Source organism: Rhodococcus sp. 06-156-4 (assembly GCF_002259345.1).
Classification (GTDB): Bacteria; Actinomycetota; Actinomycetes; order Mycobacteriales; family Mycobacteriaceae; genus Rhodococcoides; species Rhodococcoides fascians_E.
This window is the reverse complement of sequence record NZ_NPGB01000020.1, coordinates 330,657-350,246: the sequence shown is the minus strand read 5'-3', so window position 1 is coordinate 350,246 and position 19,590 is coordinate 330,657. Positions and strand designations below refer to the sequence as shown.

At 66.2% G+C, this 19,590-nt stretch carries 14 protein-coding genes and 1 tRNA gene; 10 read left to right on the top strand and 5 right to left on the bottom strand.

Annotated elements, in window-relative coordinates:
• Nucleotides 1–46 precede the first annotated feature (46 nt).
• The gene (locus CH290_RS15705; protein WP_033190376.1) at nucleotides 47–1,483 is read right to left on the bottom strand and encodes a nicotinate phosphoribosyltransferase; all 1,437 of its coding nucleotides are present in this window, start codon (nucleotides 1,481–1,483) and stop codon (nucleotides 47–49) included.
• On the opposite strand from CH290_RS15705, the gene clpS reads away from it, so the two are divergent.
• From clpS to CH290_RS15665, 8 genes are all read left to right on the top strand, one after another.
• Nucleotides 1,449–1,799, top strand: a complete 351-nt coding sequence (gene clpS, locus CH290_RS15700) for an ATP-dependent Clp protease adapter ClpS (RefSeq protein WP_170947459.1) — start codon at nucleotides 1,449–1,451, stop codon at nucleotides 1,797–1,799. The genes CH290_RS15705 and clpS overlap by 35 nt on opposite strands.
• Nucleotides 1,800–1,829: 30 nt before the next feature.
• Nucleotides 1,830–2,393 (top strand): oxidative stress transcriptional regulator AosR, encoded by a 564-nt coding sequence (gene aosR / locus CH290_RS15695; protein ID WP_033190377.1) that lies wholly within the window; start codon nucleotides 1,830–1,832, stop codon nucleotides 2,391–2,393.
• Between the two features lie 11 nt (nucleotides 2,394–2,404).
• On the top strand, nucleotides 2,405–3,472 hold the full coding sequence (locus CH290_RS15690) for a P1 family peptidase (protein ID WP_019664968.1): 1,068 nt from the start codon (nucleotides 2,405–2,407) through the stop codon (nucleotides 3,470–3,472).
• Nucleotides 3,473–3,522: 50 nt separating this feature from the next.
• The gene (locus tag CH290_RS15685; protein ID WP_033190378.1) at nucleotides 3,523–4,152 is read left to right on the top strand and encodes a rhomboid family intramembrane serine protease; all 630 of its coding nucleotides are present in this window, start codon (nucleotides 3,523–3,525) and stop codon (nucleotides 4,150–4,152) included.
• Between the two features lie 95 nt (nucleotides 4,153–4,247).
• Complete coding sequence (locus CH290_RS15680) at nucleotides 4,248–5,006, top strand: cyclic nucleotide-degrading phosphodiesterase (protein ID WP_027499095.1); 759 nt, start codon at nucleotides 4,248–4,250, stop codon at nucleotides 5,004–5,006.
• Between the two features lie 68 nt (nucleotides 5,007–5,074).
• Entirely contained in the window at nucleotides 5,075–5,863 is a 789-nt protein-coding gene (gene rph / locus CH290_RS15675; protein ID WP_019664965.1) for a ribonuclease PH, read from the top strand.
• Nucleotides 5,856–6,467, top strand: coding sequence for an RdgB/HAM1 family non-canonical purine NTP pyrophosphatase (rdgB, locus tag CH290_RS15670; RefSeq protein ID WP_019664964.1), 612 nt, complete (start codon nucleotides 5,856–5,858; stop codon nucleotides 6,465–6,467). The genes rph and rdgB overlap by 8 nt, the downstream gene beginning before the upstream one ends.
• Nucleotides 6,468–6,474: 7 nt before the next feature.
• On the top strand, nucleotides 6,475–7,326 hold the full coding sequence (locus tag CH290_RS15665) for an esterase/lipase family protein (RefSeq protein ID WP_033190379.1): 852 nt from the start codon (nucleotides 6,475–6,477) through the stop codon (nucleotides 7,324–7,326).
• 3 nt (nucleotides 7,327–7,329) lie between these two features.
• Here the strand turns inward: CH290_RS15665 and CH290_RS15660 are convergent, their stop codons facing one another.
• The 3 genes from CH290_RS15660 to CH290_RS15650 form a co-directional block, all read right to left on the bottom strand.
• Nucleotides 7,330–7,677 carry a DUF3817 domain-containing protein gene (locus CH290_RS15660; RefSeq protein ID WP_019664962.1) on the bottom strand — a complete coding sequence of 116 codons (348 nt, stop codon included), beginning with the start codon at nucleotides 7,675–7,677 and terminating at the stop codon, nucleotides 7,330–7,332.
• A gap of 19 nt (nucleotides 7,678–7,696) precedes the next feature.
• Nucleotides 7,697–8,086, bottom strand: a complete 390-nt coding sequence (locus CH290_RS15655) for a hypothetical protein (protein ID WP_026347763.1) — start codon at nucleotides 8,084–8,086, stop codon at nucleotides 7,697–7,699.
• A 66-nt stretch (nucleotides 8,087–8,152) separates the two neighbouring features.
• Nucleotides 8,153–8,237: transfer RNA gene (locus CH290_RS15650), tRNA-Leu, on the bottom strand.
• Nucleotides 8,238–8,379: 142 nt separating this feature from the next.
• Here CH290_RS15650 and CH290_RS15645 point away from each other — a divergent pair.
• Nucleotides 8,380–9,138, top strand: coding sequence for a TetR/AcrR family transcriptional regulator (locus CH290_RS15645; RefSeq protein WP_033190380.1), 759 nt, complete (start codon nucleotides 8,380–8,382; stop codon nucleotides 9,136–9,138).
• On the opposite strand, the gene CH290_RS15640 is transcribed toward CH290_RS15645, so the two are convergent.
• Nucleotides 9,135–9,884 (bottom strand): DUF8548 family protein, encoded by a 750-nt coding sequence (locus CH290_RS15640; RefSeq protein ID WP_033190381.1) that lies wholly within the window; start codon nucleotides 9,882–9,884, stop codon nucleotides 9,135–9,137. The two genes, CH290_RS15645 and CH290_RS15640, sit on opposite strands and share 4 nt — an antisense overlap.
• Nucleotides 9,885–10,303: 419 nt before the next feature.
• Here CH290_RS15640 and CH290_RS15635 point away from each other — a divergent pair, with 419 nt between their 5' ends.
• Nucleotides 10,304–19,588: a type I polyketide synthase gene (locus tag CH290_RS15635; protein ID WP_094739412.1), complete on the top strand. Its 9,285-nt coding sequence runs from the start codon at nucleotides 10,304–10,306 to the stop codon at nucleotides 19,586–19,588.
• Nucleotides 19,589–19,590 lie beyond the last annotated feature (2 nt).

Sequence of the window (19,590 nt, the reverse complement as noted above, 5' to 3'; positions counted from 1 at the left end):
ACTACTGCCTGCCTCCGACGGCCCCCGCGTGCCGCGCCCATCCGAGTCAGAGGAAACGCGTCGGCAGCGCGGGCTCGCCCTGCGACAGCTTGAGTCCTTCCCACGGCAGGCTGACGAGTCGTTGCGCGAGCAGTGCCCGAGCGTCGTGCAGGCTGCCCAACCCGTCCACCTGCTCGCCGGCGCGCACCAGCGGAATGCTGAGCTCGGTCGCGACCAGTCCGTCCTCGATCGGTGGGGTGGTGCCCTGCAGGAACACGATCTCCTCGACGGCCGTGCCCGTGGTTCGCGAGGTCCGGACAGCGGACTTGGCGCCGCCACGCGACTCCTTGTGGCTGCTGCGTTTCGCGACCGGCCGTCCGTCGACGGTCACGAGTTTGTAGACCATGCCTGCTGTCGGCGCGCCGGATCCGGTGACCAGCGAGGTGCCGACGCCGTAGGAGTCCACCGGTTCCGCACGCAGGGCGGCGATGGCGTATTCGTCGAGGTCGCCGGAGACGACGATCTTGGTGTTCTTCGCGCCCAGGTCGTCGAGTTGCTGGCGCACCTGCCTGGCGAGCACGCCGAGGTCACCGGAGTCGATGCGCACTCCGCCCAGCTCGGGTCCGGCCACCTCGATGGCGTTGGCTACGCCCTGGGTGATGTCGTAGGTGTCGACGAGCAGGGTGGTGGAGACTCCCAGCGCCCGCACCTGTGCGGCGAACGCTGCTTTCTCGTCCGGTCCGTTCTCGTTGTTGTAGAGCAACGTGAACGCGTGCGCGGACGTGCCCGCACCGGGAATGCCGTGACGTCGGACCGCTTCGAGATTGGACGTCGCTGCGAAACCTGCGATGTACGCGGCGCGCGACGACGCCACCGCTGCTTCCTCGTGGGTGCGCCGTGATCCCATTTCGATCATGTGTCGCGATCCCGCGGAACCGACCATGCGCGCGGCGGCGGAGGCGATGGCACTGTCGTGGTTCAGGATCGACAGTGCGAGGGTTTCCAGGATCACGCATTCGGCGAAGGTGCCGCGCACCGACAGGATCGGTGAACCCGGAAAGTAGAGGTCGCCTTCGCGGTAGCCGTCGACGTCGCCGGTGAATCGGTAGTTGCGCAGCCATTCCAGCGTGGAAGCGTCGAGGAACGTGCCGAGCACCTCCAGCTCCTCCTCGCCGAACCGGAACCGGGTGAGTGCACCGAGGAAACGCGCCGTACCAGCGACGACGCCGTAACGCCTTCCGCCCGGAAGGCGCCGGGCGAACACCTCGAAGCTGCACGGGATGTCGGCGGTGCCGTCGGCCAGCGCAGCCGACAGCATGGTGAACTCGTACTGGTCGGTGAAGAGTGCGGCACTGCGGATGCTGTCCGTTATGTCCGGGCCGTGATTCGATGCGGTAGGCACCCGCTCAACATTACGAGGCGCGGGGGCGACGGTGTGCAGGTTGCCCCCGTCGTCGTAGTCTGTTGGCATGGCTTCATCGACGGCTGAAGAATTCGTGGGCATTGTCGACGAGGCGCCGACGCTGGCAGCCTCACCTCAGGCCGTGCCCGCCGAAACCGAAGCCCGGTCGACGGACGAGGCTCAGGACGTTCCGTGGGTGACCATCGTGTGGGATGACCCGGTGAACCTGATGCACTACGTGACGTTCATCTTCCAGAAGCTCTTCGGTTACAGCAAAGCCAAGGCAACCGAGCTGATGATGCAGGTGCACTCCGAGGGCAAGGCAGTGGTGTCCAGCGGCGAGCGCGACAAGATGGAGGCCGACGTCCGCAGGCTGCACGCAGCCGGGTTGTGGGCCACCATGCAGCAGGACAAGTGACCGGCTTCAACGACAAGGACCTCTGACCAAGTGCGTACGTGGAGCAGGAAGAACACACTCTCCGGTGTCAAGATTCGCTCCGAGATGGACCCGCGGGAGGCGACGGTTCTGCGGTCGCTCGTGGGATCGGTCGTCGGGCTGCTGGGTGATCGTGCGGCCGCTGCGCCGACCGACGAACTTGCTGCCCTGACCGGATTGCGGACCGGACACAGCACCCCGCCGGAGGATGCGGCGCTGGCTCGGCTGCTCCCGGACTTTCATCGGGACGACGCCGACCCGTCCGGTTCGACCAATCTCAACAGTGCTCTGCGTGGACTGCACGAGCCGGAGATCATCGACGAGAAACTGCGCTCGAGCAACGTCATTCTCGACACTCTCCCCGCGTCGGGCGGAAAGATCCTTCTGACGCCGGAGCAAGCGGATGCGTGGTTGATGGGCCTCAACGACGTAAGGTTGGCGCTCGGAACCACCCTGGGTATCGACGCGGACACCCCGGAGGTTCTCGACGAGGGCGATCCACGAGCTCCACACCTCGACGTCTACCACTGGTTGACCTGGATGCAGGATTCCCTGGTGCAGGTCCTCACCCCGTAGGAGCGCTCGGCGTGCCTGGTTCCCCCGGTCCTCGTGACTCTCTGACCGATGTTTCGGGACTGCTCGTCGGTCATCATCACGAACTCGATCCCGACGCCACCCTCGGAACGGGCGCGGCCACCGGCTGCACCGTCGTCCGAACCCTCGGTGGTGCCGTCGCGGCGGTCGACGTCCGCGGCGGCGGGCCAGGGACCAGGGAGACGGACCTCCTGGACCCGAGTCACTCCGTCCAACAAGTCAATTCGGTGCTCCTGACCGGTGGCAGTGCCTACGGCCTCGCCGCAGCGGACGGAGTCATGCGATGGCTGGAAGAACACGGCCACGGTATCTCGATGGGCACCCCCGATCAGGTGGTGCCCATCGTTCCTGCCGCCGTCATCTTCGATCTGCCGGTCGGTGAGTGGTCGACCAGGCCCACCGCCGATTTCGGGTACCGAGCGGCTGCAGCTGCGGCGACCGACTTCGAGACGGGGTCTGTCGGCGCAGGCGTCGGAGCGCGGGCCGGAGTGCTCAAGGGCGGCGTCGGGACGGCCAGCACCGTCATCGAAGGAGGGCCTGCCGACGGAGTCACGGTCGCCGCGTTGATCGTCACCAACCCGGTCGGATCCGTGTTCGACCCGCGCACCGGTCTGCCGTGGGGCGTCGGCTCGCTGGGGCCGCAGGCCTTCCGTATGCGCAAACCCGACGTGCACGAGCTGTGGAACGCGAATGCGCTTGCGCCGAAGGGGACGGCGTTGAACACCACCATCGGTGTCGTAGCGACCGACGTCGAACTGTCCGCCGGCTCGTGCAAGCGAATTGCCGTCGCAGGTCACGACGGTTTGGCGAGGGCGATTCGCCCTGCCCACTCGCCTCTCGACGGCGACACGATCTTCGCGCTGTCCACGGGCACACGATCCGTCGTCACCGAATCGTCGCTGCCCACGGCGTTCAACCGGGATCTGCCGGTGCTCGACGCGGTGTCCTCGGTGGCGGCCGAGGTCGTCGAGCGGGCGATCGTGCGTGCGCTGCTCGACGCCACGTCGGTGGCGGGCATTCCGACCTACCGTCAGATCTTTCCGTCGGCATTCGAGTCCTGACCGGCGGTACGCTCGAAAAAGCGACATACCTCCCGCGAAAGGCGCCAGCGATGAGCACGAACCCGTACCTGCCGGCTCCGACCCCGAAGCGCCCGTTGTGGCAGTCGGCGGCCATGTACACCGGTGGATTCGTACTGTTGCTGTGGGTGGTGGAAGTAGTCGACGTTCTGTCGGGCAGTCGTGTGGAGACCGCCGGGATCAACCCGCGCACCGGCGACGGTCTGTGGGGGATTCTGTTCGCGCCTGTGCTGCACGACGACTGGGCACATCTGATCGCCAACACGGTTCCGGTCGCGGTGCTCGGCTTCCTCGTCCTGCTGTCCGGAATCGGCAGGGGACTGGCGGCGACGGGCGTGATCTGGGTGATCGCCGGCGTCGGGACATGGTTGATCGGGGGCAGCAACTCCAATCACATCGGTGCGTCCAGCCTGGTATTCGGCTTCTTGGCCTACCTGCTCGTTCGTGGGTTCTTCACCCGGAACCTGGGTCAGCTCGCCATCGGCGTCGTCGTGTTCGTCCTGTACGGCAGCGCTCTGTGGGGCGTTCTGCCCAGCACTCCCGGTGTGTCCTGGCAGGGTCATCTGTTCGGGGCTGTCGGCGGAGTCGTCGCCGCGTGGCTTCTGTCCGCGGACGCCCGCAACGCCCGCAAACAGAGGTCGGTCGGCTCTTCCCGACAGTGAAGTTCGGTAACTGTGACCGATGACCTTTCCGGTCTCGTCAGTGAAAACCGCCGATGCGTTTCTGCCACGGGCGCCGACGTGGCAGCATGACAATCATGCGTATTACCGTGCTGGGATGTTCGGGCAGTGTGTCCGGACCCGATTCCCCCGCGTCGGGTTACCTCCTCGATGAACCGGACACGTCGCCCGTCGTCCTGGACTTCGGCCCCGGCGTACTCGGCGCACTGCAGCGGTACGCAGACCCGGGCGACGTCAGCGTGTTTCTGTCCCACCTGCACGCGGACCATTGCCTCGACGTACCTGGTTTGTTGGTGTGGAGGCGCTACCACCCCAACCCGCCCGAGGGGCGCGCCGTCGTCTACGGGCCCAAGGACACAGCGTTCCGCCTGGGTGTCGCCTCCGCCGAATGTGGGGGACAGATCGACGACATGTCCGACACTCTCGACCTCCGCCGCTGGGCCGACGGGCGCACCATTCGTCACGGACAACTGTCGGTGACGACCCGGCTGGTCTACCACCCTCCGGAGTCCTACGGAATGCGCATCACCACCGGCGCGGGCAAGATCTTCGCCTACACCGGAGACACCGGAATGTGTCAGGCAGTGCGCGACATCGCTCAGGGCGCGGATGTGCTGCTGTCGGAAGCGTCGTGGACGCACAGCCCGGACCGCCCGGTCGGAGTTCACCTTTCGGGAACCGAGGCAGGTCAACTCGCTCGCGACGCAGGCGTCGGCGAACTGCTGTTGACCCACATCCCACCCTGGACATCCCGCGAAGACGTGATCGCCGAGGCGAAAGCCGAATTCAGTGGGCCCGTGCATGCCGTCTCACCGGGAGATGTGTTCACCGTCTGACGCGCTTTCCAGGCTGATGAGTTATGCCGGGAGTGGAGCCTGCGGAATGACCCAACTAGTCTGGCTGTGTGTCGAGACGAGAAGACGGAAGAGCTGACGACGAGCTTCGGACCATCAAGATCACGCGGGGGTTCACGAGCAATCCCGCGGGTTCGGTGCTGGTGGAGTTCGGTAACACGCGGGTGATGTGCACGGCCAGTGTCGAGGAAGGTGTTCCGCGCTGGCGCAAGGGCTCCGGGCTCGGGTGGTTGACGGCGGAGTACGCGATGCTTCCGGCTGCGACGCACACTCGCAGTGGCCGTGAGTCCGTGAAGGGCAAGGTCGGCGGTCGGACCCAGGAAATTTCTCGGCTGGTCGGTCGGTCGTTGCGCGCGTGCATCGATCTTGCCGCGATCGGCGAGAACACCATCGCTCTGGATTGCGATGTGCTTCAGGCGGACGGTGGCACGAGAACCGCGGCGATCACGGGCGCGTTCGTCGCGTTGTCGGATGCGGTCACGTACTTGCGTGCTGCGGGGCGTCTGGCTGATCCGCAGCCCATTTCGTGTGCGATCGCAGCGGTCAGCGTCGGCGTCGTCGACGGCCGGGTTCGGCTCGATCTGCCGTACGAGGAGGATTCGCGCGCCGAGGTCGACATGAACGTCGTCGCCACCGATACGGGCACGTTGGTGGAGATTCAGGGGACGGGCGAGGGTGCAACGTTCCCTCGTTCGACGCTGGACAAGCTGCTGGATTCGGCGTTGGACGGCATCGAGAAGTTGTTCGAGGTACAGAAGGCTGCGCTCGCCGAACCGTACCCGGGTGAGCTGCCGGAGCCCGCCGTCACCGACGCGCCGAAGAAGAAGTTCGGTGGCTGAGTCGACACTGCTGGTCGCCAGCCGCAACGCGAAGAAGCTGCGCGAGCTGCGTCGGGTACTCGATGCGGCAGGCGTCTCGGGAGTCGAGTTGGTCGGTCTGGACGAGGTACCGGAGTTTCCGGAGGCACCCGAGACGGGCGCAACCTTCGAGGAGAATGCGCTCGCCAAAGCGCGTGACGGTGCTGCGGCAACGGGATTGCCTTGTGTCGCGGACGATTCGGGTATCGAAGTCGATGCGTTGAACGGGATGCCGGGTGTTCTGTCGGCGCGATGGTCGGGTGTGCACGGTCAGGACGACGCCAACACCGAGTTGTTGCTCGCGCAGCTTGCCGACGTTCCCGACGAACGCAGGGGAGCGGGCTTCGTGTCGGCGTGCGCTCTCGTCGTTCCTGGCGGTTCCGAGTCCGTCGTCCGGGGTGAGTGGCGTGGTGTGATCGCACGAAGTCCGCTGGGTGAGAACGGTTTCGGTTACGATCCCGTGTTCGTGCCGGAGGGCGACGGCCGCTCGGCAGCCGAACTGAGTCCGGAGGAGAAGGATGCGGCATCGCATCGCGGGCGGGCTCTGGCTTTGTTGATTCCGGCACTGCAGCAGCTCGGCTCGTAGGACACTGATGGCCGTGAAGCGCACGGTCGTGACTGTCTTGACGTCGGTTGCTGCGCTATGGGCGGCCTCGTCGGGTGGCGCTGCATCCGCGGCGCCGTCCGACTCGTTCTCCGAGGCGTTGCTGTTCTCGGCGATTCATCCGGAGGCGTCGCTGCCCGAGGTCAACGACTTCTCGTGCGTCCCGTCGTCGTCGCATCCGGAACCGGTGGTTCTGGTGCACGGTTTTCTCGAGAACTCGTTCGCGAACTGGGCGTCGCTCGCTCCGCGCCTCGTGGCAGACGGATACTGCGTGTTCGCGCTGAACTACGGTGCGCGAGAGGGCATTCCCGTCGGCGGGTTCGACTCGATCGAGCACAGTGCCGTGGAGCTCTCCGCGTTCGTGGACGAGGTCCTGGCCGCCACCGGTGCGCAGAAAGTCGCGATCGTCGGACACTCCAAAGGCGGAACGGTCCCGCGGTATTACGTGCGTTTCCTCGGTGGGGCTGATCGCACGTCGAAGATTGTCGCGCTGTCCCCGCCGAATCGGGAGTCGACTCCGCGGAACGACGACATCTCGGGTGGTTCGGGGCAGGTGGGAATTCCGGCGTTCGGCCCACCGGTCGACGACGCCCTCGCGCGGATCAACGTTCCCAGCGACACCGTGCCCGGGGTGGAGTACACCGTTGTCGTCACTCGGTACGACCAGGTTGTTCCCTATACGGCGTCGTTGCTGCAGGGCGAAGGCGCTCGCAACGTGATTCTGCAGGATCTGTGCCCAGCCGACACGGTCGACCACACAGGGATTTCCTACGATCCGGTGGCGCAGCAGGTGGTGCTCGATGCGCTTGCCGGCGTCGATCCGCAGAGCGTGACGTGTTGAACGTCAGAGGGCGAAATCGGTCTTGACCTGCTTTGTCCTGATGTGCTCGACGTAGAACGACAGGAACGGAATGGTGCCGGCAAGCAGGGTGCCGATGGTACGGCCGGCAGGCCAGCGGACCCTGATGGCCAGATCGACGGTGAGGATCAGGTAGATCAGGTACACCCAGCCGTGCACCACGGCAATCCAACTGGGAACGTTCTCGACCTTGAAGATGTACTTGGCGACCATCTCGCCGGTGAGCACGAGCAGCCAGATACCGGTGATGTACGCCAGGACGCGGTAGCGCAGCAGAGCCGACGCGATCTTCTTCTTGTCGGCGGTAACGGGCTTCGGTGCTGCTTGGCTCACGGTCGTCGTGCTCCTGTCTTCACTCGCGGGAGCGGTCGAGCTCGGCGAGATAGGTGTTGTATTCGAGAAGTTGCCGAGCCTCGACGTCGTCGATGTCGTCCTCGGTGTAGGTGGGGCGTTGAGGGAGCAGGTCCGCGGGTATCTCGCGAACGACGTCCTCGGTGGGAGCTACCTGGTCTTCGTCCTCCGCGGCCTCGGCATCGCCTTCGAGCTGGACGAACCTGCGATAGGCGTAGATCACGAACGCTGCGAACAGGGGCCATTGGAACGCGTAGCCGAGATTCTGGCCGTCGCCACCGACGGATTCGAACCGTTCCCACTGCCACCATCCGAGGGCCAGGCATGCGACCGCTGACACGAGAACCAGCGCAATGAGCGCCGGTCGATGGTGAGAGCGAGATTTTGCCACACCACGACGTTACCCGAGGCTCTACTACTCGAGGTAGTTAGGGATCTGCCGATCGACCGGAGATGGTGGTGCGCGAGGGGGGACTTGAACCCCCACGTCCTGAGACACTGGAACCTAAATCCAGCGCGTCTGCCAATTCCGCCACTCGCGCGAGTGCTCGGCAAGTCTACAACGCGGTGGTTGGAGTATCCGCAAGCGCATGAAAGCTCCATTCATGCCGTCTGGGCGCTCCGATGGCGCACTCATGCGATCGAGGTCCGGGAAACCAGAGCGTACAGCGTACTGTTCGACGGGTGGCCGGAAAGAACGAGACGGGTTTCGATCCTGCGCGCACGCTCGGATTGTTGTGGCGAGTGGGCGCGAAGAAGAGCAGGACAGGTCTGACGATCGACTCGATCGTCGACGCAGCGGTCTCGATAGCCGATTCCGAGAGCCTCGACGCGGTGTCTATGCGGCGGATCGCGGATCGGCTCGGTGTCGGGACGATGTCGCTGTACACCCATGTTCCCGGTCGAGAAGATTTGGTGGACTTGATGATCGACCACGTACAGAAGGGCCTGTACTCGGCTCTCGACGCGCCGGCGTCGTCGGGTGACTGGCGCGCCGGGTTGCGGTTCGTCGCCGAGCAGAACTGGCACCTGATCCGCCGGCATCGGTGGGTTCTTGATGCTCAGGGTGGCCGGGCTGTGTTGGGTCCCAACGTCAGTGACAAGTACGAGGCCGAACTTCGGGTCCTCGATGGGATCGGTCTCACGGACGTACAGATGGACTCGGTGCTGACGTTGGTGCTCAATCATGTTGCGGGTAGCGCACGGGCGCTCGCTCAGGTCGATCGAGTGCGCGAGGACTCCGGCATGACGGACGAGCAGTGGTGGTCTGCGACTGCTCCGGTTCTGGAATCGGTGATGGATCCATCCCGGTACACGGTGTCGTCGCGGGTCGGGACCGCCGCAGCGGTGCATCACGAGGCTGCGAGCGATCCCGTCCACGAGTACCGGTTCGGTGTCGAGCGAATTCTCGACGGTGTGGCCGTGTTGATCGAAAAGGGTTAGACGGCAGCCTTTTTCGTCGACGAAGCGCGGCGGAGCTCACGCCACAGGGCGTGTCGGAGTGTCTGTGAATCCGTGCCGAGTTCCTCGGCGGCGTGCCTCGTCAACTCGAGCATTCCGCATTCGTCGACCTGTTCGCCGATGGCATTCGACACGAACTGCACGAGCAGCGAGTCCTCGGAGTCTCGAATGCCGACGAGGTACACCAGGCTCCGCCAGGTCTTGAAACCGATGCCGGTGACGGACGTGAACGCCTCGGCCTGGGCCGAATATCGGTGGCGGTCGGCGTCCGCATTGGCGAGGTCCTTCGAACCGGTGACACCGATCCCGATCAGAGTTGCGGCGGCCTTCGCGGCAGCCTCCGCTTTGGTGGTGGAGTTTCCGGCAACACGCTGGCGGTTGCCCAGCACGTCGTCCAGATCGCCGGTGTCGTCGACGAACGATGCAAGGAACGAGAGATCGTCGAGCGGGCCGTCGCCTCGGTGCGCACGCCACCGAGCGATGACGCGACGTACGCCGCTGGTCTCTCCGCCGTAGCTCGCCCGGGCTGCGAACACGGCGTCGAGCAAGGCGGCCTCGATTTCACCCTCCCAGCCCGGGAACCAATAGGGCGACGCGTCCCGAGGCAACGTCGTGTCGATGGCGGCGACGAGGGCAGCGACCTCGTCCTGCTGTTCGCCGAGTGCTTCCCGCGCGACACGGTTGTCGACGGCGCCGCGTGAATGGATATGTGTAACTGGTGAATACATGAACCCCCCTGTTGGTTTCGTGGCGGGGAAGGTACAGGGCTGCTCCGACAATTTCGGGTGCAGCGCGTGGTGTGGTCAGGCTCACATAACGGAATGATAACGATTGACATGAGGATTTCCTCATGTTTTCTCGGTGCTCATCGGCGCGCTGCCTGCACCGATGTTTGTTACTGGCGAGTTGGACGATCGGTACGAAAACTGCAGTTCAGCTGCTTACTGGCGGGTAGCAGTAGGACGTCATACGAAACGTGAGGATTTCCTCATGATTTTGTGTCAACCTTGTTCTCACGCGGATAGAGCCACGTCGAAAGCCAACGACGGATGCGCTCCTCGATTCCGCTCCTACGGCACCGACGACGAATGCCAACGACGAAGCAGCCCTGGCCCCCCGGAGTTGCTCACGAGAGGAATCAGAGCACTTGACGATCAACGAGAGCACACCATCACACGGACAGGGCAAGGGCAGATCTCCCCAGAGCGGTGGCGGTTCTCGTACCCTCGCAGACCGTTTTGCGGCCGGTGAGCCTTACGCTCTCGCGTTCGGCGGTCAGGGATCGCCGTGGCTCAGTTCCCTCGAGGAACTCGCTCGTGACTCGGCGCTCGAGCCCGAGCTGACCGATCTGGTCAACGAAGCAGCGGCCATCCTGGCGCCGGTCGCCGACGACCTCCTCGTCGTGCGTTCGGTCGGTTTCGACCCGATCGGCTGGATGTTGGAGCAGGACCTCGCCGACGACCCCTCGAGCGCAGGCTCCTTCGGTCCGTCCGAGGCCGCGCTCACGTCCGCCGCGGTGTCCCTGCCCGGTGTCTTTCTCACGCAGGTCGCTGCGCTCCGTGCACTGAAGCTGCAGGGACTGGACCCGGAGGACGCTGCACCGGTGGCCGTCGTCGGTCACTCGCAGGGCCTCATCGCCGCGGAGTCGGTCAAGTCCGCCGGCCGCGAGGATGCACGGCTTCTGGCCGTCGCGCAGCTCATCGGCGCCGCAGCAGGCCTCGTCGGACGTCGTCGCGGCATCCTCGGCGCTGCCGACCGTGCACCGATGGTGTCCGTGTCCAATGTCGAACCCGAGCGTCTTCACGCGATCGTCGACGAACTCGCCGTCGACGGTGCACCCGAGCGTTCGGCAGTGCTGGCCATCCGCAACGGCCGCCGGCGCGTCGTGCTGGCAGGTCCTCCCGCGCAGCTCGCGCGCGTTCAGGAACGCGCCGAGCAGATCGCCGCGCAGGAAGAGCGTGAGCGCGACGCGAAGAAGCGCGGCGGCGCTGTGTTCTCGCCGGTCTTCGAACTCCTGTCGGTCGAGGTCGGGTTCCATCACCCCGCACTGGCCGATGCAGTCGATCTCGTCGCGTCGTGGGCGGCTCGCGCCGGCCTGGACGTCGACGTGGCACGCAGCCTGGCCCAGCGGATCCTCGTCGATCCCGTCGACTGGGTCGCGGAAATCGACAGCGTCATCGCCGCCGGTGCCGACTGGATCCTGGACCTCGGACCGAGCGACATCCTCACCCGTATGACCGTGCCCGCTCTGCGTGGCCAGGGCGTCGGGATCATCGCCGCCTCCACTCGCGGTGGGCATCGCAACCTGTTGACTCCGGGCGCAGCACCCGAGGTGCAGCCGTCCTGGTCCGAGTTCGCGCCGAAGCCGATCACGCTGCCGAACGGTCGCGTCGTCGTCGAGACCTCGTTCACCAAGCTCACCGGTCGCTCGCCGATGCTGCTCGCCGGCATGACGCCGACGACGGTGGATCCCGCGATCGTCGCCGCTGCCGCCAACGCAGGTCACTGGGCCGAGCTCGCCGGCGGCGGTCAGGTCACCGAACAGATCTTCGCCGATCACGTCGACAGGCTCGGTGGGCTGCTCGAACCGGGCCGCGCCGTGCAGTTCAACTCGATGTTCCTCGATCCGTACCTGTGGAAGCTCCACGTGGGCGGCAAGCGTCTCGTCCCGCGTGCACGTGCAGCAGGCGCCGCGTTCGACGGTGTCGTCGTCACCGCAGGTATTCCGGAGCTCGACGAAGCCGTCACGATCATCGAGGATCTGGTCGAGGCCGGCTTCAGTTACGTCGCGTTCAAGCCGGGAACCGTCGCGCAGATCCGCGCGGTCATCCGCATCGCCAGTGAAGTTCCGACGTTCCCGGTCATCGCCCACATCGAGGGCGGCCGCGCAGGTGGCCACCACTCGTGGGAAGACCTCGACGATCTTCTCCTCTCCACCTACGCCGAGCTCCGCGCACGGCCGAACCTCGTCATCTGCGTCGGCGGCGGCATCGGCACCCCCGAGAAGGCAGCCGAATACCTCACCGGCCGTTGGTCGCTCGCAGCCGGATACCCCAAGATGCCGCTCGACGGCATCCTCGTCGGAACCGCCGCGATGGCAACACTCGAAGCCACGACGTCGGCCGACGTCAAGCAGCTTCTCGCCGACACCCCCGGCACTCCCGACTGGGTCGGTGCAGGTACCGCCGGCGGCGGAATGGCCTCGGGTCGAAGCCAGCTCGGTGCGGACATCCACGAGATCGACAACGCGGCCTCGCGCTGCGGCCGTCTGCTCGACGACGTCGCCGGAGACGCCGACGCCGTTGCGAAGCGTCGCGACGAGATCATCGCCGCACTCGACGGCACCGCGAAGCCGTACTTCGGTGACGTCGCGGACATGACGTACCTGCAGTGGCTGACCCGTTACCTGGACTTGGCTGTCGGTGCGGACGTCCACAAGGAGTTCGACTGCGGCGGTGAGTTCACCGACGCAGTCTCCGAGGCACGCGAATCCGTGTGGCTCGACGTCACCTGGCGTACTCGCTTCCTCGAGATGTTGCAGCGCGCCGAAGCTCGTCTGCACCCGGTCGATCGCGGCCCCATCCCGACGCTGTTCGCCGACGTCGACACCCTCGAACGCCCGCGGGCCGCGATTCGCTCGCTCGTCGCGCAGTTCCCCGACGCGTCCGAGGTGGTACTGCACCCCGCCGACATCACGTTCTTCACCGCGCTGTGCCGGATGCCCGGCAAGCCGGTCAACTTCGTTCCCGTCGTCGACGGTGACGTTCGACGCTGGTGGCGCAGTGACTCGCTGTGGCAGGCACACGATGCTCGCTACTCCGCCGACCAGGTCTGCATCATTCCCGGCACGGTCGCCGTCGCAGGCATCACTCGCGTCGACGAGCCTGTCGGAGAACTTCTCGATCGCTTCGAGAAGGCGACCGCCGACGAACTCCTCGCCGACGGTGTCGAGGCCGAGTCCGTGTCGAGCCGTCGCAACTCCGACGTCGCCCCCGGCCTTCTCGGCATCGTTCTCGCAGCACCGGACGTCAACTGGGCGTCGCGGACCACGCAGAACCCCGTCGCACGTCTCGGTGACGTCGCCGAGTGGGTCGTCGATTCCGAGTCCGTCGCCACGCATCCTCAGACCGGCGCGAGCCTCACCGTCGTGGATTCGGAGCACGTCGAGCTGACGGTTCCGCTCGCTCCCGGCAAAGAGGTTCGGATCCGCCTGACGGTTCCCGCATCGACCATCGACGGAGGCGCACCCGTCGTCACCGCCGAGGATGCACAGAAGGCGATGTCCGCGCTTCTCGGAGTTGCAGCAGGACAGGAACTCCCGAAGGTCAAGGGCGGTGCCGCGCGTATCAGCCTCGCCTGGATCCCCGACATGGTCGCCGACCACGCAGGCGTCACCGGTTCGGGCCTGCCCGAGTCGCTGACCGTCAGCGGCAAGGCTGTTCCCGACGTGCTCGTCGGCGCATGCTGGCCTGCTGTCTTCGCCGTTCTCGGTGCCACGCGCACCGCGTCTGGAATAGACGTGATCGAGGGAATGCTCGACCTGGTCCACCTCGACCACTCGGTCGATCTCGTCGGAACGCTCCCCACCGACCCGTCGATCCTCGTCGTCAAGGCCGAAGCCGGAGAGGTGCTCGACACCGACCTCGGCCGCGTCGTCGAGGTCACCGTCGAGATCGGCGCTGCACTCGGTGAAGGCACCGAAGCACCGGCCGTCGCGACTCTGGTGGAGCGCTTCGCGATTCGCGGGCGCACCGGCAAGGGCGAGCTGTCCGACCCGGCCCGTGCCGGCGGTTCGGTCTCGGCCGACGCCAAGGACACTCCGCGTCGCCGTCGTCGTCAGGCCACGATCGTCGCACCGCGCAACATGGCTGCGTTCGCTCAGGTTTCGGGCGATCACAATCCGATTCACACCTCCGACCCGGCGGCACTTCTCGCCGGCCTCGGCAGCCCGATCGTGCACGGCATGTGGCTCTCCGCTGCCGCCCAGCAAGCTGTCACCGCGATCGACTACGCGGACACCAAGACCCCGCCGCGTCGCTTGACTGCATGGACTGCACGGTTCCTCGGAATGGTGCGCCCCGGCGCCGAGATCGACGTGCGCGTCGACCGCACCGGATTCGACCAGGGCGCCGAGCTCATCGAGGTGGGTTGCCGCGTCGACGGTGAACTCGTCATGGTCGCGACCGCTCGTACGGCAGCACCGAAGACGGTCTACGCGTTCCCCGGCCAGGGCATCCAGCGTCAGGGCATGGGTCTCGACGCTCGCGCTCGGTCCAAGGCCGCACGTGAGGTCTGGGAGCGTGCCGACAAGCACACCCGTCAGGCACTCGGATTCTCGATTCTCGCTGTGGTGCGGGACAACCCGACGTCTCTCAAGGCCCGCGGCGTCACGCACAAGCACCCCGACGGTGTCCTGCACCTGACGCAGTTCACCCAGGTCGCCATGGCGGTCCTCGGTGTCGCACAGGTTGCCGAACTTCGTGAAGCCGGTGTGTTCGTGGAGAACTCGATCCTCGCCGGGCACTCGGTCGGTGAGTACAACGCACTCGCCGCCGTCGCCGGCGTTCTCCCGCTCGAAGCCGTCCTCGAGGTCGTCTTCCAGCGCGGCTCCGCCATGCATGCACTCGTTCCCCGCGATGCGGCGGGACGAAGCAACTACCGCATGGCCGCCATCCGTCCGTCGCAGATCGGTCTGGCCGACGACGACGTTCAGGCGTTCGTGGCCGGTGTGGCCGAGGAGACAGGCGAATTCCTCCAGATCGTCAACCTCAACCTGCGCGGCTCGCAGTACGCGATCGCCGGCACGGTCGACGGATTGAACGCGCTGGAGAAGAAGATCGCCGTGCGCCGTGAGGAATTCGGTGGCAAGGCCGCCTACATCATGGTTCCCGGCATCGACGTGCCGTTCCACTCGACGGTTCTGCGCGGGGGAGTCGACGACTTCCGTAACCGCCTGCAGGCGTTGCTGCCCGAGGATCTCGACCCGGAGATCCTGATCGGCCGCTACGTGCCGAACCTGGTGCCGAGGCCGTTCAGCCTCGAACGCTCGTTCATCCAGGAGATCGCGGACCTCGTACCGTCCGAGCCGTTGAACGACGTCCTCGCGGACTTCGATTCCTGGGCCGAGCGTTCGCACGATCTGTGCCGCGTCGTGCTCACCGAGCTGCTCGCGTGGCAGTTCGCCAGCCCCGTTCGCTGGATCGAGACGCAGGATCTGCTGTTCGCCGACGAGGCCGACGGCGGACTGGGCGTCGAGCGTTTCGTCGAGATCGGGCTCAGCGCAACACCGACCGTCGCCAACCTCGCGTCGCAGACGCTGAAGTTGCCGGGCCGCTTCGGATTCCCCGTCGAGGTCCTCAATGTCGAGCGCGAAGCTGCAATCGTCTACGGCACGGACACCGACCCCGCTCCGGTGGAGGAAGAGGAGGCACCTGCCGAGACGGCTGCGCCTGCTGCTCCGACTGCGGCAGCCGCAGCTCCGGCCGCCGCACCCGCTGCGGCGCCGTCCGGTGGCCCGCGTCCCGACGACATCGGTTTCAGTGCAGCGGATGCCACCAAGATCCTCATCGGTCTGTGGACCAAGCTGCAGCTCGATCAGATCGGCCCCGCCGACACCATCGAGGCACTGTGCGACGGCGTCTCCTCGCGTCGTAACCAGCTGCTGGTCGACCTCGGTTCGGAGCTGTCGCTCGGTGCCATCGACGGTGCCGCCGATGCCGACATGGGTGCGCTCTCCGGCACCGTCAACAAGCTGGCCCGCACCTACAAGCCGTTCGGCCCCGTGCTGAGCGACTCGATCAACGACCACCTGCGCAAGGTCTTCGGTCCCTCGGGACGACGCCCTGCGTCCATCGCGGACCGCGTCAAGAAGACCTGGGAACTGGGCGACGGTTGGGCCAACCACGTCACCGCCGAGGTCGCCCTCGGCACCCGTGACGGCGCTTCGGTTCGCGGCGGTGCGCTGGGCGGACTCGCCGACGGACCTCTCGCCGACGGCGGTGCCGTCGACGCGGTCATCGACGCCGCAGTCGCTTCGGTGGCGGCACGTCGCGGTGTCGCGGTGTCACTGCCTGCCGCAGGCGGCGGAGGCGGCGGAACCGTCGACGCAGCAGCACTGGGCGAGTTCACCGAGCACATCACCGGACGCGACGGTGTGCTTGCCTCGGCAGCCCGCCTCGTACTCGAACAGCTCGGTCTCGCCGATGCACCGAACGCGCTCGCGGAGGAGAACCCGGACGCCGCTCTGGTGGATCTGGTTGCCGCAGAGCTCGGTTCGGAATGGCCGCGACTCGTCGCACCGGCATTCGACGCTCGCCGAGCGGTGCTGATCGACGACCGTTGGGCAACCGCCCGTGAGGACCTGGCCCGTCTGTGGCTCGGTACTGCAGGCGAGCTTGCCGTGGAGTCCTTCGCCGGTGCAGGAAAAGCTGTTGCTGCACAGGCACAGTGGTGGAAGGCCAAGGCGGAGAACGAAGCGAAGGCTGTTCTCGCCGAGACCTACGGCCGTATCGCGACGATCGCGCTCGACTCCGAGGAGAAGGGCGTCTGGTCCGACGAGGTCGCCGTGATCACCGGAGGCAGCAAGGGATCCATCGCGGCGTCCGTTGCAGCCAAGCTGCTCGGCGGGGGAGCGACGGTCTTCGTCACCACCTCACGTCTGGACGACGAGCGCCTCGGCTTCTACCGCGCCCTCTACCGCGACAATGCTCGCGCCGGAGCGACGCTGTGGGTCGTGCCCGCGAACATCGCGTCGTACACCGACGTCGACGCGCTCATCGAGTGGATCGGCAGCGATCAGGTCGACAACGCCGGTGGAGCGAAGACACTGGTCAAGGCAGGCATCACGCCGACGCTGCTGTTCCCGTTCGCCGCACCACGCGTCGTCGGGGAACTCACTGACGCCGGTGGCCGCGCCGAGATGGAGATGCGTGTGCTCCTGTGGTCGGTCGAGCGTCTCATCGGTGGACTGTCGAAGATCGGCTACGACAGCGACATCGACACTCACCTGCACGTCGTGCTGCCCGGTTCCCCGAACCGCGGAATGTTCGGTGGCGACGGCGCGTACGGCGAGTCGAAGGCCGCACTCGACGCCATCGCGGCGAAGTGGGGTTCGGAGAAGAACTGGGCCGAGCGCGTGTCCATCGCCCACGCTCATATCGGGTGGGTTCGTGGAACCGGCCTCATGGGCGGAAACGACCCGATCGTCGAAGCCGTCGAGGCCGAAGGCGTCCGTACCTGGTCGACCGACGAGATGGCCACCGAGCTGCTGAAGCTCAGCGAGCCGTCGGCACGTCGTCGGGCCGCGGAGGCTCCGCTGCTCGCGGACCTCACCGGTGGGTTGGCCAACACCAAGCTCAACCTCGTCGAGCTCGCTCGTGAGGCGGCAGCCGCTGCGTCGGACAAGGTCACGGAGGAAGCCGACAGCTCGGTCATCGCCGCACTGCCCGCACCGCCGCGTCTCGCCGCGACGACTGCTCCGGCATGGCCCGCGCTCGACGTCGACCCGAAGGACCTGGTCGTCATCGTCGGCGCCGGTGAGCTCGGACCGTACGGCTCGGCCCGCACCCGCTTCGAGATGGAGGTCGACGAGCAGCTCTCCGCGGCAGGCGTTCTCGAACTCGCGTGGAACACCGGCCTCATCGCCTGGGAGAACGACCCCAAACCCGGCTGGTACGACATCGAGTCCGGAGATTTCGTCCCCGAGGAGGACATCGCCGACAAGTACCACGACACCGTCGTCGAGAAGTGCGGTATCCGTACCTACGGTGACGACGGCGCGATGGTCGGTAACACCGCACCGCTGATGACGTCGATCTTCCTCGACAACGACCTCACGTTCGTCGTCGGAACCGAGCTCGACGCGCGGTCGTTCGCCGCTGCCGATCCGGAGCACACGCTGATCACGCCCGTCGCCGACTCGAGCGATTGGCAGGTGACGCGCAAGGCCGGCACCGAGATTCGTGTTCCGCGGAAGATGAAGCTCACCCGCACCGTGGGTGGACAGATTCCGACCGGATTCGATCCCACCAAGTGGGGAATCTCCGCCGACATGGCCAGCTCGATCGATCGAGTCGCCCTGTGGAACATCGTTTGCACGGTCGACGCGTTCATCTCCTCGGGCTTCAACCCGTCGGAACTGATGCGGTGGACCCACCCGACGCTGGTCGCCAACACCCAGGGCACCGGTATGGGCGGCATGGAGTCGATGCGCTCGCTGTACATCGACACGCTGCTCGGCGACGCTCGTGCGAACGACATCCTGCAGGAAGCACTGCCGAACGTCGTTGCGGCGCACGTGGTTCAGTCGTACGTCGGTAGCTACGGTGCGATGGTTCACCCCGTCGCAGCCTGCGCCACCGCGGCGGTCTCCGTCGAGGAAGGCGTCGACAAGATCAAGCTGGGCAAGGCGCAGCTCGTCGTGGCCGGCGGCTTCGACGACCTGAGCACCGAAGGCATCATCGGCTTCGGCGACATGTCGGCCACCGCGGACTCGGCAGCGATGTCGGCCAAGGGAATCAGCGATCGACGGTTCTCGCGGGCCAACGACCGCAGGCGCGGCGGATTCGTCGAGTCGCAGGGCGGCGGAACCATCCTGCTGGCCCGCGGTGACCTGGCGCTCGAGATGGGCTTGCCCGTCCTCGGTGTGGTCGCGTACGCACAGTCGTTCGGCGACGGTGTGCACACCTCCATCCCGGCTCCGGGACTCGGTGCGCTCAGTGCCGGTCGCGGCGGCAAGGATTCGACGTTCGCGTTGTCTCTGAACGCACTCGGCGTCACTGCCGACGAGGTCGCCGTGATCTCCAAGCACGACACCTCGACAGCGGCCAACGACCCGAACGAGGCGGAGTTGCACACCCGCCTCGCCAAGGCCATCGGCCGCAGCGACGGAGCGCCGCTGTTCGTCGTCTCGCAGAAGAGCCTCACCGGACACTCGAAGGGTGGAGCTGCAGCGTTCCAGCTGATCGGTCTGTGCCAGGTCCTGGCGAACGGTGTCATCCCGCCGAACCGCAGCCTCGACTGCGTCGACGACAAGATGACGAAGTTCGAACACCTCGTCTGGGCACGTGAACCGCTTCGCTTCGGTGACTCGGTGCCGCTGAAGGCCGGACTGCTGACCTCGCTCGGCTTCGGACACGTGTCCGGGCTGATCGCAGTGGTTCACCCGCAGGCGTTCATCGAGGCTGTTCCGGCCGAGCGCCGCGACGAGTACGTCGCTCGATCCAACGAGCGTCGTATCGCCGGTCAGCGCAGGCTCATCTCCGCGATGGTCGGAGGCGACGCACTGTACGAGCGTCCCGATGACCGCAGGCTCGGGCACGATGGAACACCGTCGGCCCAGTCCCGCGAGCTCGAAGCCGACGTCCTGCTCACCGACGACGCACGTCTCGGCGACGACGACGTCTACCGCTCGGGTCTGCCGGGGTGCAAGTAGAC